Source organism: Pseudomonas sp. RIT-PI-q, assembly GCF_001297125.1.
GTDB lineage: Bacteria > Pseudomonadota > Gammaproteobacteria > Pseudomonadales > Pseudomonadaceae > Aquipseudomonas.
Genome location: NZ_LHPC01000077.1, coordinates 49393 through 74927, shown reverse-complemented (window position 1 = coordinate 74927; position 25535 = coordinate 49393). Strand labels below are relative to the sequence as shown.

The window sequence follows — 25535 nt, the reverse complement described above, 5'->3', positions numbered from 1 at the left end:
TCCCACAGGTTTTGCGGCGGGAAATCGACCTCGACCGACGCGAAACCGTTCGGTCATGGCATAATCCTTCACCTTTTTTTTCCAGCACCTGTAAAGGGGGCAATTCCTTGACCGTTTCAAGTAAAACGTTGCACCTTTTCGGCATCAAAGCCTGCGACACCATGAAAAAGGCGCGCACCTGGCTCGATGAACACGCTGTCAGCTATGACTTTCATGATTACAAGGCGGTCGGCATCGACCGTGAACACCTGACCCAATGGTGCGACGAGCACGGCTGGCAAGTGGTGTTGAACCGTGCAGGCACGACCTTTCGCAAGCTCGACGACGAACGCAAAGCCGATCTCGACCAGCCGAAAGCCATCGAACTGATGCTCGCGCAACCCTCGATGATCAAGCGCCCGGTGCTCGATCTCGGAGACCGAACCCTGATTGGCTTCAAGCCAGATATCTACGCGGCAGCGCTCAAGTAAGGCAGCCCGTTCCTTTTTGTTAGAGGTATCAACATGTCCACTACCCTGTTCAGCCTGGCCTTTGGTGTCGGCACTCAAAACCGTCAAGGCGCATGGCTGGAAGTGTTTTACGCGCAGCCACTGCTCAATCCATCGGCCGAACTGGTCGCTGCCATCGCGCCGGTCCTGGGCTACACCGAAGGCAATCAGGCCATCGCGTTCAGCACCGCCCAGGCCTCGCAACTGGCCGAAGCGCTGAAAAGCGTCGACGCTGCCCAGGCTGCATTGCTGACCCGTCTGGCCGAGAGCCACAAGCCGCTGGTCGCGACCATTCTGGCCGAAGACGCTCAACTGACCTCCACGCCTGAGGCTTACCTCAAGCTGCACCTGCTGTCCCATCGCCTGGTCAAGCCGCACGGCCTGAACCTGGCCGGCGTGTTCCCGCTGCTGCCGAACGTGGCCTGGACCAGCCAGGGCGCGATCGACCTGAGCGAACTGGCCGAGCATCAACTGGAAGCCCGTCTGCGTGGCGAGCTGCTGGAAGTGTTCTCGGTGGACAAGTTCCCGAAAATGACCGACTACGTGGTGCCGGCCGGCGTGCGTATCGCTGACGCCGCGCGTATCCGCCTGGGCGCCTACGTGGGCGAAGGCACCACCGTGATGCACGAAGGTTTCGTCAACTTCAATGCCGGCACCGAAGGCCCGGGCATGATCGAAGGCCGCGTGTCGGCTGGCGTCTTCGTCGGCAAGGGCTCGGACCTGGGCGGCGGTTGCTCGACCATGGGCACCCTGTCGGGCGGCGGCAACATCGTGATCAAGGTCGGTGAAGGCTGCCTGATCGGCGCGAACGCCGGTATCGGCATCCCGTTGGGCGACCGCAACACCGTTGAATCGGGCCTGTACGTCACCGCCGGCACCAAAGTGGCGCTGCTGGACGAGCACAACAAGCTGGTCAAAGTCGTCAAGGCGCGTGAACTGGCCGGTCAACCTGACCTGCTGTTCCGCCGCAATTCGGAAACCGGTGCCGTGGAATGCAAAACCCATAAATCGGCGATCGAACTGAACGAAGCGCTGCACGCACACAACTAAGCACAGCGTCAAACGATCACCTGCACCCTGCCCTTGTAGGAGCGAGGCTTGCCCGCGAAGCTTTTGGCGTCAGTGATGACGCCTTCGCGGGCAAGCCTCGCTCCTACAGGGTCAGGGAGGTCAGGCGTACACTCGCTCATGTTCATTAGGGCCGAATGACATGATGATTGCCTCTCCCTGGCGCGCCGATTTTCCGGCCATCGCCGCTCTGCAACGGCAAGACCAGACCTATCTGGACAACGCCGCCACTACGCAAAAACCTCAAGCCCTGCTGGATGCCCTGACGCATTACTACGCCAACGGCGCGGCCAACGTGCATCGGGCGCAACACTTGCCCGGCGCCCACGCCACCCAAGCGTTCGAGAGCAGCCGCAGCAAAGTCGCACACTGGCTCAATGCCGGCGATTGCGGGCAAATCATCTTTACTCACGGCGCCACCAGCGCGCTGAACCTCCTGGCTTATGGCCTGGAGCACTTATTCAATCCGGGCGATGAAATTGTCATCAGCGCCCTGGAACATCACGCCAACCTGCTGCCGTGGCAGCAACTGGCCCAGCGTCGCGATCTGAAACTGGTGATCCTGCCGCTGGATGTGGACGGTTTGATTGATCTGGACATCGCCGCGTCGTTGATCGGCCCGCGAACTCGTCTGTTGGCGGTCAGCCAGCTATCGAATGTGCTCGGCGCCTGGCAGCCATTGCCGCAGCTTTTGACGCTGGCCAAGTCGCACAACGCCTTGACCGTGGTCGATGGCGCCCAAGGCGTGGTCCACGGCCGGCATGACGTGCAGGCGCTGGGTTGCGACTTTTATGTGTTTTCCAGCCATAAGCTCTACGGTCCCGACGGCCTCGGCGTGCTGTTCGGGCGCAACGAAGCGCTTAAACAACTGCGCCACTGGCAGTTCGGCGGTGAAATGGTGCTGGATGCTGATTACCAAAGCGCTCGTTTTCGCCCAGCACCGCTGGGTTTCGAGGCGGGTACGCCGCCGATTGCCGGGGTGATTGGACTGGGGGCGACCCTGGATTACCTCGCCGGGCTCGATCAGGACGCCGTGTCTGCCCATGAAGCGGCGCTACATGACTACCTGCTCAAAGGCCTTGAGGCGCGCAACGGCATTCGGTTGCTGGGCAAGCCGCAACTGGCGCTGGCCAGTTTTGTCGTCGAGGGTGTGCATAACTCCGATCTGGCACACCTGCTGACCGAACAGGGGATCGCCGTGCGCGCCGGTCATCACTGCGCCATGCCGTTGCTTAAAAGCTTCGAACTGGCTGGGGCGATTCGGGTTTCGTTGGCGCTGTACAACGACTCCGAGGATCTGGAACGCTTCTTTGAAGCGCTGGATCAGGCGCTGGAGATGTTGCGATGAGTTTGCCTGCGGATGCGGCTCTGGCGCTGAACGCCTTTGAACAAGCCGGGAGTTGGGAACAACGGGCGCGATTGCTGATGCAATGGGGCGATCGCCTGCCGGCGTTGAGCGATTTGGATCGCGTTGAAGCCAACCGCGTGCATGGCTGTGAAAGCCAGGTGTGGTTGGTGGGCGCGTTGCAGGACGGTCACTGGCAGTTCGCCGCGAGCAGCGATGCGCGGTTGATTCGCGGGTTGGTGGCGTTGTTGCTGGCGCGGGTCAATGGGTTGTCGGCGGTTGAGTTGCAGCAAGTGGATTTGCCGGATTGGTTCAATCAGTTGGGGTTGTCGCGACAATTATCGCCATCGCGCAGTAATGGCTTGAATGCCGTGCTCCAGCGAATGCGAGAGTTAGCCCTGTAGGAGCCGGCTTGCTGGCGATCCAGACACCGCGGTGCGTCAGGTATATCGCCTTCGCTGGCAAGCCAGCTCCTACAGGGGGTGGTGTCAAGCCTCGGGCTTGATGCGGTCCGCCGGCCGTCGCACCCCGGCCACGATCTTATCCACAGCCTTGGTCGCCGCAACCATGCCGAACGTCGCCGTCACCATCATTACCGCGCCAAAACCTCCGGCACAGTCGAGCTTCACGCCATCACCGACAAAACTCTTCTGCAAACAAATGCTGCCATCCGGTTTCGGATAACGCAGCTGCTCGGTGGAGAACACGCACGGCACGCTGTAATGGCGGGTCACAGTGCGGGAGAAGTTGTAGTCGCGGCGCAACGTCGAGCGCACTTTCGAGGCCAACGGGTCATTGAAGGTACGGTTCAAGTCGCAGACCTGGATCAGCGTCGGGTCGATCTGCCCGCCCGCGCCACCGGTGGTGATGATCTGGATCTTGCGGCGCTTGCACCAGGCGATCAGCGCAGCCTTGGCGTTGACGCTGTCGATGCAGTCGATCACGCAGTCGATGTTCGGCGTGATGTACTCGGCCATGGTCTCGCGGGTGACGAAATCCGCCACCGCGTGCACCGTGCAATCCGGGTTGATCCCGCGCAGGCGCTCGGCCATCACCTCGACCTTGGGTTTGCCGACGGTGCTGTCCAGCGCATGCAACTGACGGTTGGCGTTGCTGACGCAGACGTCGTCGAGGTCGAACAGCGAAATCTCGCCCACGCCACACCGGGCCACGGCTTCCGCCGCCCAGGAACCGACGCCACCGACGCCGACTATCGCCACATGGGCCGCGCGCAAGCGCTCCAGGCCTTCAATGCCATACAAACGGGCGATGCCTGCAAACCGCGGATCTTCTGTGCTCATGACCATTACCCCAAAAACCGGCGCGCATTATAGGGCCGTCGGCGACGAAGAGCATCTTTGCGCTATGAACGGGCGTGCTGGCTAATCCCTGTCACTGTGCAACAACGCCTACTTTGTAGCAGCTGGCGAAGCCTGCGTTCGGCTGCGCAGCAGTCGTAAAACCAGGCCCTGAGGTGTCTCAGATGTACCGCGCAGTCAGGGTTTACGACGGCTTCGCCGCCGAACGCAGCCTTCGGCAGCTGCTACAAGGGGCGTCATGGGGCGTCCTGGCCGTTTTAATCAGGTTCACAGAACCAAGATTTAACCTGCGAGGTCCAAAGAACTTAAACCGAGTTGGATTGCCCAACGTCCGGCTTTTCCCTGTCCGCTGTACGGTCAGTGAACGCCCGGTGTAGGATGCGCGCCCCTTGGCAGTATGCCGACCGTTCCTTCGTTCCACAGCCTCTGGAACCCGAAAAAGCTATGTCATCGCGTAAATTTGGACTCAACCTGGTGGTGGTGCTTGCCATCGCTGCCTTGTTTACCGGCTTCTGGGCGCTGATCAATCGCCCGGTCACCGCCCCCAACTGGCCTGAACAGATCTCCGGTTTTTCGTACTCGCCGTTTCAACAAGGCCAGTACCCACAGAAAGACCAGTACCCGACCGACGATGAAATGCGTCGCGACCTGGAGATCATGAGCAAGCTGACGGACAACATCCGTACCTACTCGGTCGACGGCACGCTGGAGGACATTCCCAAACTGGCGGAAGAGTTCGGCCTGCGGGTGACCCTGGGGATCTGGATCAGCCCGGACCAGGAACGCAACGAACGCGAGATCCTGCGCGCCATCGAACTGGCCAACACCTCGCGCAGCGTGGTTCGCGTAGTTGTAGGCAACGAGGCGATTTTCCGTAAGGAAATTACCGCAGCGGAACTGAGCGTGATCCTCGATCGCGTCCGCGCCGCCGTCAAAGTGCCGGTGACCACGTCCGAGCAGTGGCACGTCTGGGAAGAACATCCGGAGCTGGCCAAGCACGTCGACCTGATCGCCGCGCACGTTCTGCCTTACTGGGAATTCATCCCGGTGGACAAGGCCGGTCAATTCGTCCTCGATCGCGCCCGGGACCTGAAAAAGCTGTTCCCGAAAAAACCGCTGCTGCTCTCGGAGGTTGGCTGGCCGAGCAACGGCCGCATGCGTGGCGGCACCGATTCGAGCCCGGCGGACCAGGCGATCTACCTGCGCACCTTGGTCAATAAGCTCAATCGCCAAGGCTTCAACTACTTCGTGATCGAAGCCTTCGACCAGCCGTGGAAGGCCACTGACGAAGGTTCGGTGGGTGCGTATTGGGGCGTGTTCAACGCCGCACGCCAGCAGAAATTCAACTTCGAAGGCCCGGTCGTCGCCATTCCGCAATGGCGCGTGCTCGCCATCGGCTCGGCCGTGCTGGCCTTGCTGTCCCTAACCTTGCTGATGATCGACGGCTCGGCCCTGCGCCAACGTGGCCGCACCTTCCTGACGTTTATCGCGTTCCTCTGCGGTTCGGTTCTGGTGTGGATCGGTTATGACTACAGCCAGCAATACAGCACCTGGTTCAGCCTGACGGTGGGCTTCTTGCTCGCCCTCGGTGCGCTCGGGGTGTTTATCGTGCTGCTGACCGAGGCCCACGAACTGGCCGAAGCGGTCTGGACCCACAAGCGCCGGCGTGAATTCCTGCCGGTGGTGGGCGATTCGGACTACCGGCCGAAAGTCTCAATTCACGTTCCTTGCTACAACGAGCCGCCGGAGATGGTCAAACAGACCCTCAACGCCCTGGCCAACCTCGACTATCCGGACTTCGAAGTCCTGCTCATCGACAACAACACCAAGGACCCGGCGGTCTGGGAACCGGTGCGCGACTACTGCGCCACCCTCGGCCCGCGCTTCAAGTTCTTCCACGTCGCGCCGCTGGCCGGTTTCAAGGGTGGTGCACTGAACTACCTGATTCCGCACACCGCCAAGGACGCCGAAGTCATTGCCGTCATCGACTCGGATTACTGCGTCGATCCGAACTGGCTCAAGCACATGGTGCCGCACTTCGCCGATCCGAAAATCGCCGTGGTGCAGTCGCCACAGGATTATCGCGACCAGAACGAAAGCACCTTCAAGAAGCTCTGCTACGCGGAATACAAAGGCTTCTTCCACATCGGTATGGTCACCCGTAACGACCGTGACGCGATCATCCAGCACGGCACCATGACCATGACCCGACGTTCGGTGCTCGAGGAACTGGGCTGGGCCGACTGGTGCATCTGTGAAGACGCCGAGTTGGGCTTGCGGGTATTCGAAAAAGGCCTGTCGGCGGCGTATTACCACACCAGCTACGGCAAAGGCTTGATGCCGGATACCTTTATCGACTTCAAGAAACAGCGTTTCCGCTGGGCTTATGGCGCGATTCAGATCATCAAGCGTCACACCGCCAGCCTGTTGCGCGGCAAGGACACCGAGCTGACCCGTGGCCAGCGTTACCACTTCCTCGCGGGCTGGTTGCCGTGGGTGGCGGACGGCATGAACATCTTCTTCACCGTCGGCGCCCTGTTGTGGTCGGCGGCGATGATCATCGTGCCGCAGCGGGTTGATCCACCGTTGCTGATTTTCGCGATCCCGCCGTTGGCGCTGTTCGTGTTCAAGGTCGGCAAGATCATCTTCCTCTACCGCCGTGCGGTCGGGGTCAACCTCAAGGATGCGTTCTGCGCGGCACTGGCCGGGTTGGCGTTGTCGCACACCATCGCCAAAGCGGTGCTGTACGGCTTCTTCACCAGCAGCATTCCGTTCTTCCGTACACCGAAAAACGCCGATAACCACGGCTTCTGGGTGGCGATTTCGGAGGCGCGGGAAGAGGTGTTCATCATGCTGCTGTTGTGGGGCGCGGCGCTGGGGATCTTCCTGGTGCAGGGCCTGCCGAGCAACGACATCCGCTTCTGGGTGACGATGTTGTTGGTGCAGTCGCTGCCGTACCTGGCGGCGTTGGTCATGGCGTTCCTGTCTTCGCTGCCGAAACCGGCCGCCGAGGCCGACCCTCCACCCCCCGTCTAACTCAGCACCGATGCCCTAAACGGCGGCCAAGGCCGCCGTTTTGCTTTAAGATAACCGCCATTTTGCGCGCCCAGCACCAATCCTGTAGGAGCGAGGCTTGCCCGCGAATGAAGCGACTCGGTGTAACAGATACACCTCATCATCGTTCTTCGCGGGCAAGCCTCGCTCCTACATATTTACAGCTTCTGGAGTTTTCCATGACGGCCCACGCCGACCTTTCGCCGACCCTTCAACTCGCCATCGACCTGATCCGCCGTCCGTCCGTGACGCCGGTCGACGCCGATTGCCAGAAGCAGATGATGCAGCGCCTGGGCGATGCCGGTTTCACACTGGAACCGATGCGCATCGAAGATGTGGATAACTTCTGGGCCACCCACGGCAAACACGACGGTCCGGTGCTGTGCTTCGCCGGTCACACCGACGTGGTCCCGACCGGTCCGGTGACGGCGTGGCAGATCGAGCCGTTCAACGCGTTGATCGACGAACACGGCATGCTCTGCGGCCGTGGCGCGGCCGACATGAAAGGCAGCCTCGCCTCGATGACCGTGGCCGCCGAGCGTTTCGTCGCCGACTACCCGGATCACAAAGGCAAGGTCGCCTTCCTGATCACCAGCGACGAAGAAGGCCCGGCGCACCACGGCACCAAGGCTGTGGTCGAACGCCTCGCCGCGCGCAAGGAACGCCTGGACTGGTGCATCGTCGGCGAACCGTCGAGCACCACGCTGGTCGGTGACGTGGTCAAGAACGGCCGTCGCGGCTCGCTCGGCGCCAAGCTGACCGTGCGCGGCGTGCAGGGTCACGTGGCGTATCCGCACCTGGCGAAGAACCCGATCCACCTCGCCGCCCCGGCCCTGGCTGAACTGGCCGCCGAGCATTGGGACCACGGCAACGATTTCTTCCCGCCGACCAGCTTCCAGATCTCCAATGTGAATTCCGGCACTGGCGCGACCAACGTGATCCCGGGCGACCTGGTGGCGGTGTTCAACTTCCGCTTCTCCACCGAATCCACCGTTGAAGGCCTGCAAAAGCGCGTCGCCGACATCCTCGACAAACACGGCCTGGACTGGCACATCGACTGGGCGCTGTCCGGCCTGCCATTCCTGACCGAGCCGGGCGCACTGCTGGATGCCGTGGCATCAAGCATCAAGGACATCACCGGTCGCGACACCAAAGCTTCCACCAGTGGTGGCACCTCCGACGGGCGCTTCATCGCGACCATGGGCACTCAGGTGGTTGAACTGGGCCCGGTCAACGCAACGATCCATCAGGTCAACGAGCGGGTATTGGCCGCCGACCTCGACGTGCTGACCGAAATCTACTACCAGACCCTGATCAAGTTGCTCGCCTGATGCTCGCCTGCCCAATCTGCAGCGACCCGCTGAATGCGGTCGACAACGGCGTGGCCTGCCCCGCCGGGCATCGTTTCGACCGCGCGCGCCAGGGTTACCTGAACCTGTTGCCGGTACAGCACAAGAACAGCCGCGACCCTGGGGATAACCTGGCGATGGTCGAGGCCCGACGCGACTTTTTGAACGCCGGCCATTACGCGCCGGTGGCCAAGCGCCTGGCTGAACTGGCGACGCAGTACGCACCGCAGCGCTGGCTCGACATTGGCTGTGGCGAGGGTTACTACACCGCGCAAATCGCCGAAGCCTTGCCCCATGCCGACGGTTACGCGCTGGACATCTCCCGGGAAGCGGTCAAACGCGCCTGCAAACGCAACCCGCAGCTGACCTGGTTGATCGCCAGTATGGCGCGGGTGCCGTTGGCCTCTGGCAGCTGCCAGTTCCTCGCCAGTGTCTTCAGCCCGCTGGACTGGGAGGAAGCCAAACGCCTGCTCAGCCCTGGTGGCGGCTTGATGAAAGTCGGGCCGACCAGCGGCCATCTGATGGAATTGCGTGAGCGGCTGTACGACGAAGTCCGTGAATACACTGACGACAAGCACTTGGCGTTGGTGCCGGAAGGCATGGCGCTGGAGCACAGCGAAACGCTGGAATTCAAACTGACGCTGGAAAAGGGTCAGGACCGTGCGAACCTGCTGGCCATGACGCCTCACGGCTGGCGCGCCAGCGCTGAACGTCGGGCGGCGGTCATTGAGCAGGTCGAGCCGTTCGAGGTCACCGTCTCGATGCGCTACGATTATTTCGTTCTTCAATAAATTTTTATTTTTTGGCCTCGAGCAATGGCTTGAGGCCGGCTAAATCCGCGAATGGATTTTTCAGACCCGCAGTGAGGACATCCATGCGCCAACCCGATATCGAGATTTACCTGAAAGACGCCGACGTCGATTACAAAGCCGTCGCCGCCTGGCTGGGCGCCGCATTGGGCCCGTGCACCGACTGGGTTCAGAAAGGCCAGACCTACAAGTGCAAGGCCGGCAACGTGCCCGTCACCTGGCTGCCGAAAGCCGTAGGAAAATGGAACAGCCTGTACCTGGAAAGCGACCAGACGCCGTGGGAAGACGACATCGCCTGCGCCCGCGCCGCGTTCGCCGCGCTGAACGTCGAAGTGCGTTGCGCACCGGGTAGCTGGGTCGAGGAAGAAGGTGAAGAAACGGCCGATCGCTGGATGCGCATCAGCGCTGATGGCGAAGAAGAAATCACCTGGAAAACCGCGTAATCAGCCACTGCACAAACCCGTAGGAGCGAGGCTTGCCCGCGAAGGGGCCATCACTGGCGCTAAAAGCTTCGCGGGCAAGCCTCGCTCCTACAGGTCATGTGTGATTCGAAGAGCGACTTACAGACCTACAACATCCTCAGCCTGCAATCCTTTCTCGCCGGTCACCACGGCGTATTCAACCTGCTGGCCTTCAGCCAGCGAACGGTGCCCTTCGCCACGGATCGCGCGGTAGTGCACGAACACGTCCACCCCATCCTCGCGCTGAATGAAGCCATAACCCTTGGCATCGTTGAACCACTTCACATTGCCGGTTTCGCGCGTAGCCATGTCTCGTTACCCCCTTGTTTTTATTTTGAGCGGTCGAGTATATGACAGGCGCCAAAACTCTCAACTCACTTTACTTACGCGCTTTTTTGCCGATTTTCGACGAATCCGGCACACTATCGACCGCCCGAGCAAACGCTCGGTTTTACTCACTCAAGCAGAAGCCGTATGACCCGCTCCCCGTTCCGCCGTCTGGTGTTTGGCACCCTGCGCCGACTGTTGTACCTCTGGGTTCGCTCGGAGACGATCAACCAGTCGTCGTTCACCCTCAACCTCGACCGCAGTCGTCCGGTGTTCTACGTCCTGCAAAACCCTTCGCTGACTGACCTCGCCGTGGTCGACACCGAATGCAGCAAGGCTGGCCTGCCCCGCCCGGTGTTGCCGGTATCGGTGGGAACACTGGAGGAACCCGCCGCGTTCTTTTACCTGACGCCAGAGCCCGATTGGCTCGGCCGCCAGGACAAGCGTGGCGCGCCGCCGACCTTGACCCGACTGGTCAGCGCCTTGAGCCAGAACGCCGTTGAAGACGCACAGATCATTCCGGTCAGCGTGTTCTGGGGTCAGTCGCCGGACAGCGAATCGAGCCCGTGGAAATTGCTCTTCGCCGACAGTTGGGCGGTCACCGGGCGCCTGCGCCGTTTGCTCAGCATCATTGTGCTGGGCCGCAAGACCCGCGTGCAGTTCTCCGCGCCGATCCACCTGCGCGAGCTGATCGACCACAACAAGGGCCACGAACGCACTGTACGCATGGCCCAGCGGATTCTGCGGGTGCACTTTCGCAACCTGAAAGCCGCCGTCATCGGCCCGGACATTTCCCACCGCCGCAACCTGGTCAAAGGCCTGCTCAATCAGCCACTGGTCAAGCAAGCGATCCTCGACGAAGCCGAGCGCGAGAACATTTCCCCGGAGAAAGCCAAGGCCCAAGCCCTGCGTTATGGCAACGAGATCGCCTCGGACTACACCTACACCGCGATCCGTTTCTTGGAAGTGGTGCTGAGCTGGTTCTGGAACAAGATCTACGACGGCATCAAGGTCAATCACATCGAAGGCGTGCAGAACGTCGCCCAGGGTCACGAAGTGATCTATGTGCCGTGCCATCGCAGCCACATCGACTACCTGTTGCTTTCGTACCTGCTGTTTCGCAACGGCCTGACCCCGCCGCACATCGCCGCCGGGATCAACCTCAACATGCCGGTCATCGGCAGCCTGCTGCGCCGTGGCGGCGCGTTCTTCATGCGCCGCACGTTCAAGGGCAACCCGCTCTACACCTCGGTGTTCAACGAATACCTGCACACCTTGTTCACCAAAGGTTTCCCGGTGGAGTATTTCGTCGAAGGCGGCCGCTCGCGCACCGGGCGCATGCTGCAACCAAAAACCGGGATGCTCGCGATTACCTTGCGCAGCTTCCTGCGTTCCTCGCGGATGCCGATCGTCTTCATCCCGGTCTACATCGGTTACGAACGTGTGCTGGAAGGCCGGACCTACCTCGGCGAACTGCGCGGCGCGACCAAGAAGAAAGAGTCGATCTTCGACATCTTCAAAGTCATCGGCGCGCTCAAGCAGCGCTTCGGGCAGGTCGCGGTGAACTTCGGCGAGCCGATCAAACTGGCGGAGTTCCTCGACAGCGAACAGCCAGACTGGCGTCAACAGGAACTCGGCCCGCAGTACAAACCGGCCTGGCTCCACGAAACCACCCACCGTCTCGGCGAAAAAGTCGCACAGCATTTGAACGAAGCGGCGGCGATCAACCCGGTCAACCTGGTGGCTTTGGCGTTGCTGTCTACCAGTCGCCTGGCCCTCGATGATCGCGCCATGGCGCGGGTGCTCGATCTGTACCTGGCGCTGCTGCGCAAGGTCCCGTATTCGCCGCACACCACGCTGCCTGAAGGTGATGGCCGGGCGCTGATCGAGCATGTGAAGGACATGGACCTGCTGTCCGAGCAGAGCGATGCGCTGGGCAAGATTCTGTACCTGGACGAGCAGAACGCCGTCCTGATGACCTACTACCGCAACAACGTGCTGCACATCTTCGCGCTGCCTGCATTGCTGGCGAGCTTCTTCCAGAGCGCGTCGCGCATGAGCCGCGAACAGATCCTGCGCTACACCCGCGCGCTGTACCCGTACCTGCAAGCGGAGCTGTTCATTCGCTGGTCGCTGGACGAGCTGGATGCGGTGATCGATCAATGGCTGGAGGCGTTCGTCGAACAAGGCCTGCTGCGTTTCGAGAACGACGTCTACCTGCGTCCAGCGCCAAGCTCGCGGCATTTCGTGCTGCTGACGCTGCTGTCGAAAAGCATCGCTCAGACCCTGCAACGCTTCTACATGACCGTGTCCCTGCTACTCAACAGCGGCCAGAACAGCATCAGCGCCGAAGAACTGGAAGACCTCTGCACCGTCATGGCCCAGCGCCTGTCGATCCTGCATGGCCTGAACGCCCCGGAGTTCTTCGACAAGAGCCTGTTCCGTCACTTCATCCAGACGATGCTCGACCTCGACGTACTCAAGCGCGATGAAGCCGGCAAGCTGAGCTACCACGAACTGCTGGGCGAACTCGCCGAAGGCGCGGCGAAACGGGTATTGCCGGCGGAGATTCGCTTGTCGATCCGTCAGGTGGCGTTGCATCGCAGTGAAGATGCGGCGGAGTGGGTCACGCCGGTCTGAGACATCGATGCAGGGTCTTATAGAAGCAAGGAAGCTTCTTATCCAGCTGGTTATTAATTCGCTACCCAACGCAGGACTTTCCCTACATGGGGTTCGCCACCCAAGCGATATGCTTGCCCACCTCATCCAGCGTCAACAAGGATTTAATTCATGAAAAAACTTTCGCTTCTGGGGCTTATTGCGTTGCTCGGAGCCTGCCAGTCCATACCACCCGCCGCCAAAACCAGCCTCGATGGCGAAGTCTTCTACCTGCAACGAATTGCCCTGCCGCCAACCGCCATCTTGAGCGTCAGCCTGCAGGATGTGTCCCTGGCTGATGCGCCAGCTGTGGTGCTCGATGAACAGAAAGGCCAGGTCAAAGGCCAGGTGCCGCTGCCGTTTCATCTGAGTTACGATCCGGCGCAGGTCAAACCTGGCCATCGTTATTCGATCAGCGCGCGCATCGAAGTCGACGGTAAACTGATGTTCATCAACACCGAGCATCACGCCGTGCAACTTGACGGCAAGGATCCACAGCCGCTGAAAATCCGCGTCGACGCCGTCCGCTAATTTCCTCATTCAAACAAGGAAACTTCCATGCTCCGCCCTACCCTTCGCTTCGCCGGCCTGTGCGCAGGCTTGATGATCTCCGCCAGCGCCCTGGCGTTGTCGCTCAGTGACCTGTCGCAAAAAGACGCCACCGGTGGCCTCAAGGACGCACTGACACAAGGCGCACAACTCGCCGTGAAGCAACTCGGCACGCCGGGCGGATTCAGCAACAACCCGGATGTGAAAATCGAACTGCCAGGCAAACTGGGCAAAGCCGCCAGCAAAATGAAACAGTTCGGCATGGGCGACCAGGTTGAACAGCTGGAAGTCAGCATGAACAAAGCAGCCGAAACTGCCGTGACCCAGGCTCAGCCGATCCTCGTGGATGCGGTGAAAAAGATGAGCGTGGAGGACGCCAAAGGGATTCTCAGCGGCGGCAAAGACTCCGCCACCCAATACCTGAGCAAAACCAGTCGCGAACAGATCCGCGTCAAGTTCCTGCCCATCGTCAAGCAAGCCACCGACCAGGTCGGCCTGGCCAAGCAGTACAACTCGTTCGCCGGGCAAGCCGCGACCCTGGGCGTGATCGACACGAAAAATGCCAACATCGAGAGCTACGTGACCGAGCAAGCGTTGAACGGTTTGTTCGAGATGATTGGTAAACAGGAAGAAACCATTCGCCAAAACCCGGCTGCGGCGGCGACCAGCCTGGCCAAGAAAGTATTCGGCACCCTCTAAGCCCTGGCGCAAAAACCTGTGGGAGTGAGCCTGCTCGCGATGAGGTCGTGTCAGTCAACATGAGTTTCGGCTGATACGTCGCCATCGCGAGCAGGCTCGCTCCTACAGTGGTTCAGGTGGCGGAGGCTGGACGCAGAAAAAACACCCACTCGCGGCCCATCTTCCTTTTCTCGAATACCTCCAACTCGACCAACCCGTTCAGCGTGGCCGCTGCGGTGTTGTAGGAACACTCCAGATTCTCTTTCACATTGACCGCCGTAAATTCCTTGGCCATGCCGCTCTTGGCCACGTGGTAGACGGCGCGCTGCTTCTCGGTGAGCCGGTCGAAAAAACCGGACGCCAACAGCCATCGATCAAAGTTCTCGGCAACTGCCAGACTTTTCCGATAAGCCTCGGTAAAACGGCCGACAGCGCGCAGGATGACCGAGCACTGGAAATCGATGAAATAAGTCAAATCCAGATCGTCGGCTTCTGTGTGCAGATAGGAGCGCCCGTACTTCACCGGCGCGTTGCGCAGCAAAATGCTGATCGCGATGTAGCGAAATGCCGAAAAATCGTGCTTGAACATAAACCAGTAAAACAACGCCCTCGCGACCCGACCGTTGCCATCGCGAAACGGGTGCTCATAACCCAGCACAAAGTGCAGGGCGATGCCTTTGATCAGCGGATGAAGATAACCCGAGTGATCGGGGTCGTCGTGGGACTGGTTGATCCACTTTGACAGCATCCGCAAACGTGACACGAGTCCGTCGGCGGAAGGCGGTGTGTGTACCGTATTACCTTCGCCGTCTTGCACCACCACATCATCATTGACCCTGAATGCCCCTGGCGAATACTGCGGATCATTGATGCCCTCAACGCCGACGCGATGCATCGCCGCAATCAACTCGGTGCTCAAGGGGGCGTAACGCTTTTCCCAGGCAAAATTCATCATCTTGTAATTGCCAATAACCATCCGTTCATCCGGCGTACGTGGCAGGCGGTTGCGCTTGAGCATGTCCTTGGCCACCCGAGTGGTCGTGGCGGCACCTTCCAGCTGACTGCTGCTGATGGCTTCGTCTTCGATCAGATCGTTGAGCCAATAGCTGAAATGCGCACGCTCACCGATCTGACCGGTCATGTATTCCAGCGCAGCCGTCGTCGTTTGCCGGTCCACGGCGGAAATGGTTTTTTGCGCCAGCGGCGTCAACACGAAACGCCCCCACTGAACGGGCTCACCCAAGGGTAGAAGACTGGAATATTGGGCGTTCCGGGCTTTCTTGACCAATGCCCAGCACACATTCGCATCCAGACCCGGCGCCCAGCGAAAACGCAATTCATCGAAAGGGAGATAGCGCCCCTGATCGTCCAGAGGCTTGAGCAATGCCAGGTAATCCGAGAGGCGTTCCTTGTGCGGCGACTGCCCAAGCCGATCGAACACCGGGTCGGATCTCCCCTTCAGCATGGGCGGCTTTCTCATCGGTACTGCCTCAAAAACTCATAACATTGAGTTTTGAGTACAACACTGTGACCTCCATGTCTCAATATCAGACGAGTCTGAAATAGGTGTAGGAGCAAAGCTTGCTCGCGATGCACGGATAACTGGGCCAGCGAAATCAAAATGTCGAGTGGTGTACATATGACAAAGATGGGTCGGCTCGGAAGACGCCTTCGCTGGCAAGCCAGCTCCTACCTTGAGCGTATGTGTGACCACGTGTTTGTCTCGCCCACCAATCCCCTGTAGGAGCTGGCTTGCCAGCGAAGGACTCGAATGCGCAACGTTTATCCTGTTAAAACGCGTCATCGTTAACGACCTTCGCTGGCAAGCCAGCTCCTACAGGTCGAGCGTTAGCTCGCCTGCTTTTGATGTTGATGCACCGCCCTTCGTGAGGCCGAGCGCAGGTTCTGCGCAACGGGCAACCCGGCATGGAAGGCCTATGTACACAACCAAGCAAAATCTGGCCGGCCCGAAGGCCGCCAAGACCAACCATCAAACCGTATCTTTGCGAACACGAAACCAAGCCGCATACAACGCCGGCAAAAACAGCAGCGTCAACGCCGTAGCCACAATCAGCCCGCCCATGATCGCCACCGCCATCGGCCCGAAAAACACACTGCGCGACAACGGAATCATCGCCAAAACAGCCGCCAGCGCCGTCAACACAATCGGCCGAAAGCGCCGCACCGTCGCCTCGATAATCGCCTGCCAAGGCTTAAGCCCAGCCGCAATATCCTGCTCGATCTGATCCACCAGAATCACCGAGTTACGCATAATCATCCCCGACAACGCGATCGTCCCGAGCATGGCCACAAACCCGAACGGCTGACGAAACACCATCAAAAACAGCGTTACCCCAATCAACCCCAACGGTGCCGTCAGAAACACCATCACCGTGCGCGAGAAACTGCGCAACTGCAGCATCAGCAACGTCAACACCACCACGATAAATAACGGCACACCGGCCTTCACCGAATTCTGCCCGCGAGCCGAGTCCTCCACCGTACCGCCGACATCCAGCAAATACCCATCCGGCAGCTCGGCGCGAATCGGATCGAGGGTCGGCATGATCTGCTGCACCAACGTCGCCGGCTGCTCCTTGCCGTAGATGTCGGCCCGAACCGTCACGTTCGGCAGGCGATTGCGGTGCCAGATAATGCCCTCTTCAAAGCCATATTCGAGGGTCGCAATCTGCGACAGCGCCACACTGCGACCGTTGTCAGTCGGCACCGCCAGACTCGGCAGCAACGACAACTCCGTGCGCTCATGCAACGTGCCGCGCAACAGAATCTCGATCAACTCATTGTCTTCGCGGTACTGGCTGACACTGGAACCGGTCAGTGAGCTTTGCAGGAACTTCGACAGGTTCGCCGTGCTCACGCCAAGCGCCCGTGCGCGGTCCTGATCGACATTCAAGTAGACGACTTTGCTCGGCTCTTCCCAGTCCAGGTGAACGTTGACCACATGCGGATTCTCACGAACCTTGGCCGCAACTTTACGCGCCAGCGCACGGACCTCCTCGATGTGCTCACCGGTCACCCGGAACTGCACCGGATAACCCACTGGCGGGCCGTTTTCCAGACGGGTAACCCGCGAGCGCAGGGCCGGGAATTGTTCGTTGAGGGTTTCAATCAGCCAGGTCCGCAGGGGTTCGCGGTCCTCAATGGTTTTCGCCAGGACGACAAACTGCGCGAAGCTCGCCGCAGGCAGTTGCTGATCCAGCGGCAGGAAGAAGCGCGGCGAACCGGTGCCGACGTAGGCCACGTAATTGTCGATGCCGGCGTGATCCTTGAGCAGCGCTTCGAGGCGCTTGACCTCATCGGCGGTGTTGCTCAGGGACGCACCCTCGGCCAGCCTCAGGGCGACCATCAATTCCAGTCGGCCCGATGCCGGGAAAAATTGCTGCGGCACAAAACGGAACAGGACTACCGAGGCGATGAACAAAATCACCGTGGCCGTGATCACCGTCTTACGCCGACGCACGCACCACTCCACCAGACGCCGAACCCGCTGATAGAAAGGCGTGGCGTAAGGGTCTGGCTGATCAGTACCGTGTTTGGCTGCATGAATTTTCGCCAGGTCCGGCAGGAGTTTTTCCCCCAGATACGGCACAAACACCACCGCCGCCACCCACGACGCCAGCAACGCGATGGTCACCACCTGGAAGATCGAACGGGTGTATTCGCCCGTGCCCGATTGCGCGGTGGCAATCGGCAGAAATCCCGCCGCCGTGATCAGCGTGCCGGTGAGCATCGGGAACGCGGTGCTGGTCCAGGCAAAACTGGCGGCCTTGATCCGGTCGAAGCCCTGCTCCATTTTGATCGCCATCATTTCCACGGCGATGATCGCGTCGTCCACCAGCAAGCCCAGCGCCAGCACCAGCGCGCCGAGGGAAATCTTGTGCAGGCCGATGCCAAGGTAGTACATGCAGGCGAAGGTCATCGCCAACACCAGCGGAATCGCCAGCGCCACCACCATGCCGGTGCGCACGCCGAGGGAGAAGAAGCTCACCAGCAGCACGATCGCCAGGGCTTCCACCAGCACCTGGACGAACTCGCCAACACCGGTTTTCACCGCCGCAGGCTGGTCGGAGACCTTGCGCAATTGCATGCCGGCCGGAAGGTTTTTCTGGATTCGGGCGAACTCGATTTCCAGCGCCTTGCCCAGCACCAGAATGTCGCCGCCGTCCTTCATGGCCACGGCCAGGCCGATAGCGTCTTCGGCCATGAAACGCATGCGCGGCGCGGGAGGATCGTTGAAGCCACGGCGCACGTTCGCCACGTCCGAGATACGGAAAGTGCGATCGCCTACGCGGATCGGGAAGTTCTTGATCTCGTCGACTGTCTGAAAATTCCCCGAGACCCGTAGCTGCAAACGCTCACTGGTGGTTTCGAAAAACCCGGCAGTGGACACCGCGTTCTGCTCTTCAAGCGCCTGCTGCACCGCCGCCAAAGGCAAACCAAGGGTGGCGAGTTTGACGTTGGAGAGTTCGATCCAGATCTTTTCGTCCTGCAGCCCGAGCAGATCGACCTTGCCGACATCCTTGACCCGTTGCAGCTGGATCTGCACGCGATCGGCGTAATCCTTGAGCACCGCGTAGTCAAAACCATCGCCGGTCAGGGCGTAGATGTTGCCGAAAGTGGTGCCGAATTCATCGTTGAAAAACGGACCCTGAATACCCGGTGGCAAGGTGTGGCGAATGTCGCTGATCTTCTTGCGGACCTGATACCAGAGCTCCGGGATTTGCACCGAGTGCATGGAATCGCGGGCGATGAACGTGACCTGGGATTCACCCGGGCGCGAGAACGACACGATGCGTTCGTACTCACCGGTTTCCATCAGCTTCTTTTCAATGCGTTCGGTGACCTGACGCGACACTTCCTGCGCCGTGGCGCCCGGCCAGTTGGTACGAATGACCATGGCCTTGAAGGTGAACGGCGGGTCTTCGCTTTGGCCAAGCTTGGTGTAGGAAAGTGCGCCAACGATTGCCAGCAACAGCATCAGGAACAGTACGATCTGGCGATTACGCAGCGCCCATTCGGAAAGATTGAAACCCATCGGGGATTACTCCTTGTCCGCCAGATTGACCACGCGGTTGGAGCGATCCACCGGGCGCACCTGCTGCCCTTCGAGAAGCACATGGACACCGGCCGCCACCACCCAGTCGCTGGCGTTCAGGCCTTCGAGCACCGGCACGGTTTTCTCGCCGAAGGCGCCAACGCGCACCGGGGTCCTTTTCAAGGTGTTGTTGGCACTGACGACCCAGACGTAGGTCGTACCGTTTTCTGCGGTCAGTGCGGAAAGTGGTACGGACAGCGGGACCACATCGGCGGTCTGCACGAACACTCGGGCGCTCTGGCCAAGTTCGGCGGGGACTTTGCCGGCGGTGAATGCAATGCGCGCGGCGAAGGTGCGCGATTTTGGATCGGCCGCCGGCGACAGCTCACGGATACGCCCGGCGAAACGCTGATCGGGTTGGGTCCAGAGTTCCACCGACACCGGTTGATCGACCTTGAAACGGCCGAAGCTCTGTTCCGGCAGGCTGATCAACACTTCGCGCTCGCCATCGGTCGCCAGGGTAAACACCGTTTGCCCCGCCGCCACCACTTGCCCGACTTCCACCGACCGTTTGGCCACCACACCGTCCTGAGGCGCGCGCAGCACCGCGTAGCTCGCCTGGTTGGTCGAGACGTTGAACTCGGCTTTGATTTGCTTCAGGCGCGCTTCACCGGATCGGTAGAGGTTTTCGGCATTGTCGTACTGCGAGCGGCTGACCATCTGACGGTCCATCAAGGTCTTGTAACGATCGCGCTCGGCGCGAACCATGCTCAGATTGGCTTCGGCCGCTGCGACTTGGGCACGGGTGGCTTCCAGTTGCAGGCGCACGTCCTGCGGGTCGAGCTCTGCCAGAGGCTGGTCGGCCTTGACCCGCTGCCCTTCTTCGACCAGTCGTCGGCTGACTTTGCCACCGATGCGAAACGCCAGGTCCGGCTCAAAGCGTGCGCGGACTTCACCGGGAAAGCTTTCCATTGCCTGGGCCGAAGGCTCTGGCTGCACCACCATGGCCGGCCGCACGGTGACTTGCGGCGCCTCTTCGTGACCACACGCCGTCAATAAAATCGCCAGGCTGACTGGCAACGCGAGGGGCAAGGCATAGCGGAACATGGTGAAGGACCTTTCGCTAATGGTGCTTGGAATAATTATACTGACCAGTATGTTATTAATAGCAAACTCACCAGTCCAGTAATAAAAGCGAATATGCCGAACAATCCTTCAGCACCTAACGGTCCGGGCCGCCCCAAGGATCTGGCCAAGCGCCAAGCGATCCTCGATGCGGCGAAAATTCTGTTTCTGAGTAATGGCTATGCCAACACCAGCATGGACGCCGTGGCCGCCGAGGCCGGCGTGTCGAAGCTGACGGTCTACAGCCATTTCAACGACAAGGAGACACTGTTCTCCGCCGCCGTGGTGGCCAAGTGCGAAGAGCAATTGCCTACGCTGTTTTTCGAATTGCCGGACGGCGTTGCGGTGGAAACGGTACTGCTGAACATCGCACGCGGCTTTCATCAGCTGATCAACAGCGACGAGTCGGTCAACCTGCATCGGTTGATGATGACGCTGGGCAGCCAGGACCCGAAACTGTCGCAGATCTTCTTCGAGGCCGGGCCGGAGCGCATGCTGCATGGCATGGAGCGGTTGCTGAGCAAGGTTGATCAGAGTGGCGCCTTGAGCATCGACAAACCGCACAACGCGGCTGAGCATTTCTTCTGCCTGCTCAAGGGCGCGGGGAATTTTCGTTTGTTGTATGGCTGTGGCGAGCCGCTGACCGGGGATGCGGCGGAGAGCCATGTGCGGGAAGTGGTGGGGTTGTTTATGCGGGCTTATCGGCCTGAGTGAGCCTGATGGGTTTGTAGTGTTCGGGCGGACGCCTTCGCGGGCAAGCCTCGCTCCTACAGGGACGGTGATGACCTTGTAGGAGCGAGGCTTGCCCGCGAAGAAAGCGACTCGGTCTCAGGGCTTCAGCGCTTTCTTCGGATAAATGTCATACCGACTGGACTTGCCATCCAGCGCATGACTCGGCTTCGGCCCCGCAATGCACGGCGCCTTGCGCGGGCGCTTGACCACCACCCGGTGGCTGGCCAACGCCAACGCCGCTTCGAGCAGTGCCGGCGCATCCGGATCATCGCCAACCAGCGGCCGGAACAAGCGCATTTCCTTCTTCACCAGCGCGGTTTTCTCACGATGGGGGAACATCGGGTCGAGGTAGATCACCTGCGGTGGCTCGCCTTCCCAATTGCGCATCACCTCGATCGAATTGCCCTTGAGCAAGCGCATCCGCGCCACGATCGGCGCCACGTCGAAATCTTCCGCGCCGCGCGCCAGGCCATCTTCAAGCAAGGCGCCGATCAACGGCTGACGTTCGATCAGGCTCATCTCGCAACCCAGGCTCGCCAGCACGAACGCATCCTTGCCCAGCCCCGCCGTGGCATCCAGCACCCGCGGACGCACGCCCTGGGCAATGCCAACCGCCTTGGCGATCATCTGCCCCGTGCCACCACCGAACAACCGACGATGGGCGGCGCCACCCTCGACGAAGTCCACCCGCACCGGCCCCGGTGCGTCCGGACCCAGTTGCTGCAGCTGCAAACCCTGGTCGCCCACCTGCAAGGCGAACTCACCGTCATCCACCTGCAATGGCAAGCCCAGGCGCTCGGCCCATTGCTCGGCCTGTGGCTGAAACGTCGCGCCCAAGGCCTCGACATGGATGCGGCAGGCCGCAGGTTGCTCAATCATGGGAAAACACGCTCAAAAAATTAATGATCGGCAAAAACGGCCGATAACAAAACTATCGAGCATTTTGCCAGAGCTGAGCGTCGACCGAGAGAAATGTCAGACATTCAACCCACAATCACAGGTTTTATCTCGCCCTACGGCGATTACAACCTGCGAAACACCCAGGCACTGAGCGGCGTCAGTCACATCTGGCAGGATTTCTTTGCCCGTGCGCTGGCCGATCAGTCGGGCGAGGTGCTGCCGGAATCGCTCAACTTTCCACCGGTCGATCTCGACAGCCCGGTCGAACCCACGGTTGGCAGCGACCTGCTGGCGCACATTGTTGCCCAGCGTGAATGTGACGTGAAGGACACCGAAGTTCGCCCGCCCGAGCCGCTGTTCCTGCCGATTGCCGAGTTCGAAATGGACCTGGCCGACAAACCTTTCCCACCGTTCCCGGCGCAAGAAATCGTCGCTCAACAGCAACAACAGAATTTCGAAAGCGGCTGGGTTCGCCCGCTCGTACTGACCGCAGGTCAGCCTCTGCCAGAAGCCGGCCCGGCCCCCCCCCCGCGCCCATTGCCCTTGCCGATTGCCGAGTTCGACCGGCATCTGCTGGACAAGCCCTTCCCGCCGTTCTCGCCTGAAGAACTGGTGGCGCAACAGAAACAACTCGATTTCGATAACGGCTGGGCTCGCCCGATCATCCTGCAAAACCTGCGCATCGCCGCCTAAACCTCAGCGACACAGCCACCACGGCCCGACATCCACATGAAAGTGATTGCGGTGGGCGGCGTTGTAGTCCGGGCTCAACACCACACTGAACATGTCGCAGGCGCCATCACGGACCTGACGCAAAAACCGTGCGTCCTGATTTTCTTTCGGCCAGTCCTTGAGCACGTTGATGGAGTGGCCGTCGGCCAATCTGAACCCGGCGATATCCAGCGCATTGGCGCTGGCATGCTGGCTGAGCCTGCCGTTCTCGCGGCCATAGACGTTGCGACAGGCAAAGCTGCCGAGATGATCGACATGCGTCACCGCCTGCCCATAGACCGCTTGTGCCGCCGGTTGCAGCGCGTGGCGCTCGAACAGTGCAAACGACACCGCCAAGCGACAACTGGCGAGGAAGCTGCTGCTCAGGGCCACCTCGCCGCCCTGCACGCGCAGAGTATTGGTCAACGGGCACTTCGCGTCAGGACTGTCGGCCATGTGAGTCACGCTTAACCCGGAACTGATCAGGGCTTGATCGCACAACTGCGGATCATCGCGCAGACGCATCAGTTTGTAGCGGGTCAACAGGTTGGGGGCGGCCTTCACGTCCAGCGGCGCCCAAGGGTTCCACTGCGGCGGCAGCGAGATCCAGCCATGCCAGACGCTCACCGCCGCCGTGCCGATGATCAACACCAGCACCAGCAAAACCCTGAGGAACCGCATGTTCAGCCTTTGAAGAATTGATTGGCTTTCTGGTACGGCATGGACCGAGAGGTGAAGCCAAACGTGCCCGAGGTCTGGATCTCTTCGGCCGCACGAAAGAACTCGCCATACGCCGCCAGCGCCAGGGCCGACCCGACGCTGATGCGTTTGACGCCCATCTCGCTCAACTGCTCGACCGTCAGTTTGAGCCCACCGGACATCAACACATTGACCGGTTTCGGCGCCACGGCGCGCACCACTGCTAATACATCTTCAGCACTGCGCAGACCCGGCGCATACAGCACGTCGGCACCGGCCTCGGCGAAGGCCTGCAAACGGCGAATCGTATCGGCGAGATCGGGAATGCCGTGTAGAAAGTTCTCCGCGCGAGCCGTCAGCGTGAACGGAAAAGGCAAGCTGCGCGCCGCCGCGACTGCAGCTTCGATGCGCGCCACCGCGTGTTCGAAACAGTAGATCGGACCGTCTTCGCGCCCGGTGGCATCTTCGATCGAACCGCCAACGGCGCCTACGGCTGCAGCCTGCAAGATGCTTTGGGCGCATTCGGCAGGATCGTCGGCAAAACCGTTTTCCAAATCGACCGCGACCGGCAAATCGGTGGCCGCGACAATCGAGCGAACGTTCGCCAGGGTATCGTCGAGGTTCAATGCACCGTCGGGACGTCCTTGGGAAAAGGCATAACCGGCACTGGTGGTCGCCAGTGCCTCAAAGCCAAGGCTGGCGAGCATTTTCGCCGAGCCGGCGTCCCAGGGGTTGGGAATCACAAAAGCGCCGTCGCGTTCATGCAGGGCTTTGAACGCCTGGGCTCGAAGGGTTTGCGCATCCATTGTCAGGCTCCTGAAAAGGGCAAGGAATCCGCTTCAGAGCAGGCCAAGTTGCTCCGCGGCGGGTTCTCTGTATAGCTCAGGCAGCGGCGGCAAGCCAGGCAAACGCAGCATCAGTTTTGCGTGAAAACGTTGCGCCAGTTTGGCGGCCAGCAGGTTGTCGGCGGTGTGCAGGAAGATATACGGCGTGCGGCCTTCTTCGATCCACAAGGCGATTTTCTCCACCCACGGCACCAGGAACGGATCGTTGGCCTCAAGCTGCGGGTGGCCGATGAAGCGCACCTGCGGAAATTGGGTGAACGCCGCCGGACGGGGCGGAACCCGGGGCTTTTTCGATTGTGCGTGGAGCACCGATGGATCGGTCGACGTGCAACTGAACAGCGCACGCGGATCGAGGCAGATACGCTCGACGCCGCGATCCAGCAACAGGCGATTGAGCTGGCGCTCGGCATCGCCCTTGGCGAAGAAATCGTCATGCCGCACTTCGACGGCCAGCGGGCGATCCATCACGTCGATGAATCCGGCCAGCTCCGACAATCGTTGCGGGGTAAAACTTTTGGAGAGTTGCAGCCAGATCGGAGAAACCCGCTCGCCGAGCGGACTGAGCAATTGCAGAAAGGTTTCGGCGGCGGTCAGTTGTTCGCGCAAGTCACCGCTGTGGCTGATGTCGCCGGGAAACTTGGCGGTGAAGCGAAAGTGTTCGGGCATGGTCTCGGCCCAGCGCTGCACGGTGGCGGCAGACGGGCTCGCGTAGAAGGTCGTATTGCCTTCCACGGCGTTGAACACTTGGGAATAGAGATTTAGAAATTCGGCGGGTTTGGCGTCTTGCGGATACAGGTTGTCGCGCCAGGCGTTTTCACTCCAGGACGGGCAACCGAGGTAGTAAGGCAGCACCATCAGATGTACAGGTCGAGACCCAGCACATCGGTATCCCAATCGACAAAACCGGCGGTGCTCAGGTAGCTGGCCAGGGCTTTCGCGACGCTGTTGCTCATGGCGCGGTGGTAAAGCATGTCTTGTTGACGGGCGGGAAGATTGCTCAAGCGTTGCGCAGAGGCTTTGGCGGCGCGGGCGGCCAGTTGCTCTTCGGAGGGGATTTCCAGCTCGCCGTCGATATCGACGGACTCGTCCTCCACCACTTGGCCTTTGCGAGGCTGGCGCTTGATGGGGTAGGACTGAGAAGAAAGGCCGTCTATACGCATGAGTACATGTCCGGTATCAATGATGGCAGTTTAGTGGCGCTAAAGGAGCTGCGCAAACCGCCGAGTGATAACTAGAACACAGAAAAGCGAAAAGGTTTAAAAGTGGGCAGTATAAATCGACGATTGGCGGTAACCGCCAAATCGCCATCGCGGGCAAGCCCGCTCCCACAGGATTTGCGCAAAACCTGTGGGAGCGTGGCTT

Annotated in this window: 23 protein-coding genes; 13 read left to right on the top strand and 10 right to left on the bottom strand. The window is 60.4% G+C overall.

What is annotated here, in order from left to right; translation table 11 throughout:
- Nucleotides 1-107 precede the first annotated feature (107 nt).
- From AEQ67_RS32125 to AEQ67_RS32110, 4 genes are all read left to right on the top strand, one after another.
- A complete protein-coding gene (locus AEQ67_RS32125) occupies nt 108-470 on the top strand; it encodes an ArsC family reductase (protein WP_059407789.1) in 363 nt (120 codons plus the stop codon).
- Nucleotides 471-503: 33 nt separating this feature from the next.
- A complete protein-coding gene (gene dapD, locus AEQ67_RS32120) occupies nt 504-1538 on the top strand; it encodes a 2,3,4,5-tetrahydropyridine-2,6-dicarboxylate N-succinyltransferase (RefSeq protein ID WP_059407787.1) in 1035 nt (344 codons plus the stop codon).
- A gap of 160 nt (nt 1539-1698) precedes the next feature.
- Nucleotides 1699-2904, top strand: coding sequence for an aminotransferase class V-fold PLP-dependent enzyme (locus AEQ67_RS32115; RefSeq protein WP_059407785.1), 1206 nt, complete (start codon nt 1699-1701; stop codon nt 2902-2904).
- Nucleotides 2901-3305 carry a SufE family protein gene (locus AEQ67_RS32110; RefSeq protein WP_059407783.1) on the top strand — a complete coding sequence of 135 codons (405 nt, stop codon included), beginning with the start codon at nt 2901-2903 and terminating at the stop codon, nt 3303-3305. Before AEQ67_RS32115 ends, AEQ67_RS32110 begins: the two co-directional genes overlap by 4 nt.
- Nucleotides 3306-3389: 84 nt before the next feature.
- Here the strand turns inward: AEQ67_RS32110 and tcdA are convergent, their stop codons facing one another.
- Complete coding sequence (gene tcdA, locus AEQ67_RS32105) at nt 3390-4202, bottom strand: tRNA cyclic N6-threonylcarbamoyladenosine(37) synthase TcdA (protein ID WP_161807497.1); 813 nt, start codon at nt 4200-4202, stop codon at nt 3390-3392.
- A gap of 462 nt (nt 4203-4664) precedes the next feature.
- On the opposite strand from tcdA, the gene AEQ67_RS32100 reads away from it, so the two are divergent.
- The 4 genes from AEQ67_RS32100 to AEQ67_RS32085 all read left to right on the top strand — a co-directional run bounded on the left by AEQ67_RS32100 (nt 4665) and on the right by AEQ67_RS32085 (nt 9875).
- On the top strand, nt 4665-7256 hold the full coding sequence (locus AEQ67_RS32100; protein WP_059407780.1) for a glycosyltransferase: 2592 nt from the start codon (nt 4665-4667) through the stop codon (nt 7254-7256).
- A 197-nt stretch (nt 7257-7453) separates the two neighbouring features.
- Nucleotides 7454-8605 (top strand): succinyl-diaminopimelate desuccinylase, encoded by a 1152-nt coding sequence (gene dapE / locus AEQ67_RS32095; RefSeq protein ID WP_059407777.1) that lies wholly within the window; start codon nt 7454-7456, stop codon nt 8603-8605.
- A complete protein-coding gene (locus AEQ67_RS32090; RefSeq protein WP_059407775.1) occupies nt 8605-9414 on the top strand; it encodes a putative RNA methyltransferase in 810 nt (269 codons plus the stop codon). Before dapE ends, AEQ67_RS32090 begins: the two co-directional genes overlap by 1 nt.
- Nucleotides 9415-9497: 83 nt before the next feature.
- Nucleotides 9498-9875, top strand: coding sequence for a hypothetical protein (locus AEQ67_RS32085; protein WP_059407773.1), 378 nt, complete (start codon nt 9498-9500; stop codon nt 9873-9875).
- A gap of 117 nt (nt 9876-9992) precedes the next feature.
- Here the strand turns inward: AEQ67_RS32085 and AEQ67_RS32080 are convergent, their stop codons facing one another.
- Nucleotides 9993-10202, bottom strand: a complete 210-nt coding sequence (locus AEQ67_RS32080; protein ID WP_010462862.1) for a cold-shock protein — start codon at nt 10200-10202, stop codon at nt 9993-9995.
- Nucleotides 10203-10367: 165 nt separating this feature from the next.
- Between AEQ67_RS32080 and plsB the strand changes: the two genes are divergently transcribed.
- The 3 genes from plsB to AEQ67_RS32065 all read left to right on the top strand — a co-directional run bounded on the left by plsB (nt 10368) and on the right by AEQ67_RS32065 (nt 14126).
- Nucleotides 10368-12860 (top strand): glycerol-3-phosphate 1-O-acyltransferase PlsB, encoded by a 2493-nt coding sequence (gene plsB / locus AEQ67_RS32075; protein ID WP_059407771.1) that lies wholly within the window; start codon nt 10368-10370, stop codon nt 12858-12860.
- Between the two features lie 150 nt (nt 12861-13010).
- Nucleotides 13011-13409: a YbaY family lipoprotein gene (locus AEQ67_RS32070; RefSeq protein WP_059407768.1), complete on the top strand. Its 399-nt coding sequence runs from the start codon at nt 13011-13013 to the stop codon at nt 13407-13409.
- Between the two features lie 27 nt (nt 13410-13436).
- Nucleotides 13437-14126 (top strand): DUF4197 domain-containing protein, encoded by a 690-nt coding sequence (locus AEQ67_RS32065; RefSeq protein WP_059407766.1) that lies wholly within the window; start codon nt 13437-13439, stop codon nt 14124-14126.
- 112 nt (nt 14127-14238) lie between these two features.
- Here the strand turns inward: AEQ67_RS32065 and AEQ67_RS32060 are convergent, their stop codons facing one another.
- The 3 genes from AEQ67_RS32060 to AEQ67_RS32050 all read right to left on the bottom strand — a co-directional run bounded on the left by AEQ67_RS32060 (nt 14239) and on the right by AEQ67_RS32050 (nt 20268).
- Nucleotides 14239-15585: a Fic family protein gene (locus tag AEQ67_RS32060; protein WP_059407764.1), complete on the bottom strand. Its 1347-nt coding sequence runs from the start codon at nt 15583-15585 to the stop codon at nt 14239-14241.
- A 510-nt stretch (nt 15586-16095) separates the two neighbouring features.
- Nucleotides 16096-19161 carry an efflux RND transporter permease subunit gene (locus AEQ67_RS32055; protein ID WP_059407762.1) on the bottom strand — a complete coding sequence of 1022 codons (3066 nt, stop codon included), beginning with the start codon at nt 19159-19161 and terminating at the stop codon, nt 16096-16098.
- Between the two features lie 6 nt (nt 19162-19167).
- Nucleotides 19168-20268 carry an efflux RND transporter periplasmic adaptor subunit gene (locus tag AEQ67_RS32050; protein ID WP_059407761.1) on the bottom strand — a complete coding sequence of 367 codons (1101 nt, stop codon included), beginning with the start codon at nt 20266-20268 and terminating at the stop codon, nt 19168-19170.
- Nucleotides 20269-20361: 93 nt separating this feature from the next.
- Here AEQ67_RS32050 and AEQ67_RS32045 point away from each other — a divergent pair, with 93 nt between their 5' ends.
- Nucleotides 20362-21000 (top strand): TetR/AcrR family transcriptional regulator, encoded by a 639-nt coding sequence (locus AEQ67_RS32045; protein WP_059407759.1) that lies wholly within the window; start codon nt 20362-20364, stop codon nt 20998-21000.
- 114 nt (nt 21001-21114) lie between these two features.
- Here AEQ67_RS32045 and AEQ67_RS32040 read toward each other — a convergent pair whose 3' ends face one another.
- On the bottom strand, nt 21115-21897 hold the full coding sequence (locus tag AEQ67_RS32040; RefSeq protein ID WP_059407758.1) for a class I SAM-dependent methyltransferase: 783 nt from the start codon (nt 21895-21897) through the stop codon (nt 21115-21117).
- 93 nt (nt 21898-21990) lie between these two features.
- Between AEQ67_RS32040 and AEQ67_RS32035 the strand changes: the two genes are divergently transcribed.
- Complete coding sequence (locus AEQ67_RS32035) at nt 21991-22611, top strand: hypothetical protein (protein ID WP_059407755.1); 621 nt, start codon at nt 21991-21993, stop codon at nt 22609-22611.
- A 3-nt stretch (nt 22612-22614) separates the two neighbouring features.
- Here the strand turns inward: AEQ67_RS32035 and AEQ67_RS32030 are convergent, their stop codons facing one another.
- The 4 genes from AEQ67_RS32030 to AEQ67_RS32015 are packed head-to-tail and all read right to left on the bottom strand — an operon-like array spanning nt 22615 to nt 25333.
- Nucleotides 22615-23310, bottom strand: a complete 696-nt coding sequence (locus AEQ67_RS32030) for an extensin-like domain-containing protein (RefSeq protein ID WP_059407753.1) — start codon at nt 23308-23310, stop codon at nt 22615-22617.
- A gap of 2 nt (nt 23311-23312) precedes the next feature.
- On the bottom strand, nt 23313-24134 hold the full coding sequence (locus AEQ67_RS32025) for an isocitrate lyase/PEP mutase family protein (protein ID WP_059407751.1): 822 nt from the start codon (nt 24132-24134) through the stop codon (nt 23313-23315).
- 33 nt (nt 24135-24167) lie between these two features.
- A complete protein-coding gene (locus tag AEQ67_RS32020) occupies nt 24168-25028 on the bottom strand; it encodes a DUF72 domain-containing protein (RefSeq protein WP_059407749.1) in 861 nt (286 codons plus the stop codon).
- Entirely contained in the window at nt 25028-25333 is a 306-nt protein-coding gene (locus AEQ67_RS32015; RefSeq protein WP_059407747.1) for a hypothetical protein, read from the bottom strand. Before AEQ67_RS32015 ends, AEQ67_RS32020 begins: the two co-directional genes overlap by 1 nt.
- Nucleotides 25334-25535: the final 202 nt, after the last annotated feature.

Bases quoted from the DNA above. Each gene is read 5' to 3' on its own strand.
- dapD (WP_059407787.1), top strand. From the start codon at position 504: ATGTCCACTACCCTGTTCAGCCTGGCCTTTGGTGTCGGCACTCAAAAC.
- AEQ67_RS32115 (WP_059407785.1), top strand. From the start codon at position 1,699: ATGATGATTGCCTCTCCCTGGCGCGCCGATTTTCCGGCCATCGCCGCT.
- AEQ67_RS32110 (WP_059407783.1), top strand. From the start codon at position 2,901: ATGAGTTTGCCTGCGGATGCGGCTCTGGCGCTGAACGCCTTTGAACAA.
- tcdA (WP_161807497.1), bottom strand. From the start codon at position 4,202: ATGAGCACAGAAGATCCGCGGTTTGCAGGCATCGCCCGTTTGTATGGC.
- AEQ67_RS32100 (WP_059407780.1), top strand. From the start codon at position 4,665: ATGTCATCGCGTAAATTTGGACTCAACCTGGTGGTGGTGCTTGCCATC.
- dapE (WP_059407777.1), top strand. From the start codon at position 7,454: ATGACGGCCCACGCCGACCTTTCGCCGACCCTTCAACTCGCCATCGAC.
- AEQ67_RS32090 (WP_059407775.1), top strand. From the start codon at position 8,605: ATGCTCGCCTGCCCAATCTGCAGCGACCCGCTGAATGCGGTCGACAAC.
- AEQ67_RS32085 (WP_059407773.1), top strand. From the start codon at position 9,498: ATGCGCCAACCCGATATCGAGATTTACCTGAAAGACGCCGACGTCGAT.
- AEQ67_RS32080 (WP_010462862.1), bottom strand. From the start codon at position 10,202: ATGGCTACGCGCGAAACCGGCAATGTGAAGTGGTTCAACGATGCCAAG.
- plsB (WP_059407771.1), top strand. From the start codon at position 10,368: ATGACCCGCTCCCCGTTCCGCCGTCTGGTGTTTGGCACCCTGCGCCGA.
- AEQ67_RS32070 (WP_059407768.1), top strand. From the start codon at position 13,011: ATGAAAAAACTTTCGCTTCTGGGGCTTATTGCGTTGCTCGGAGCCTGC.
- AEQ67_RS32065 (WP_059407766.1), top strand. From the start codon at position 13,437: ATGCTCCGCCCTACCCTTCGCTTCGCCGGCCTGTGCGCAGGCTTGATG.
- AEQ67_RS32060 (WP_059407764.1), bottom strand. From the start codon at position 15,585: ATGAGAAAGCCGCCCATGCTGAAGGGGAGATCCGACCCGGTGTTCGAT.
- AEQ67_RS32055 (WP_059407762.1), bottom strand. From the start codon at position 19,161: ATGGGTTTCAATCTTTCCGAATGGGCGCTGCGTAATCGCCAGATCGTA.
- AEQ67_RS32050 (WP_059407761.1), bottom strand. From the start codon at position 20,268: ATGTTCCGCTATGCCTTGCCCCTCGCGTTGCCAGTCAGCCTGGCGATT.
- AEQ67_RS32045 (WP_059407759.1), top strand. From the start codon at position 20,362: ATGCCGAACAATCCTTCAGCACCTAACGGTCCGGGCCGCCCCAAGGAT.
- AEQ67_RS32040 (WP_059407758.1), bottom strand. From the start codon at position 21,897: ATGATTGAGCAACCTGCGGCCTGCCGCATCCATGTCGAGGCCTTGGGC.
- AEQ67_RS32035 (WP_059407755.1), top strand. From the start codon at position 21,991: ATGTCAGACATTCAACCCACAATCACAGGTTTTATCTCGCCCTACGGC.
- AEQ67_RS32030 (WP_059407753.1), bottom strand. From the start codon at position 23,310: ATGCGGTTCCTCAGGGTTTTGCTGGTGCTGGTGTTGATCATCGGCACG.
- AEQ67_RS32025 (WP_059407751.1), bottom strand. From the start codon at position 24,134: ATGGATGCGCAAACCCTTCGAGCCCAGGCGTTCAAAGCCCTGCATGAA.
- AEQ67_RS32020 (WP_059407749.1), bottom strand. From the start codon at position 25,028: ATGGTGCTGCCTTACTACCTCGGTTGCCCGTCCTGGAGTGAAAACGCC.
- AEQ67_RS32015 (WP_059407747.1), bottom strand. From the start codon at position 25,333: ATGCGTATAGACGGCCTTTCTTCTCAGTCCTACCCCATCAAGCGCCAG.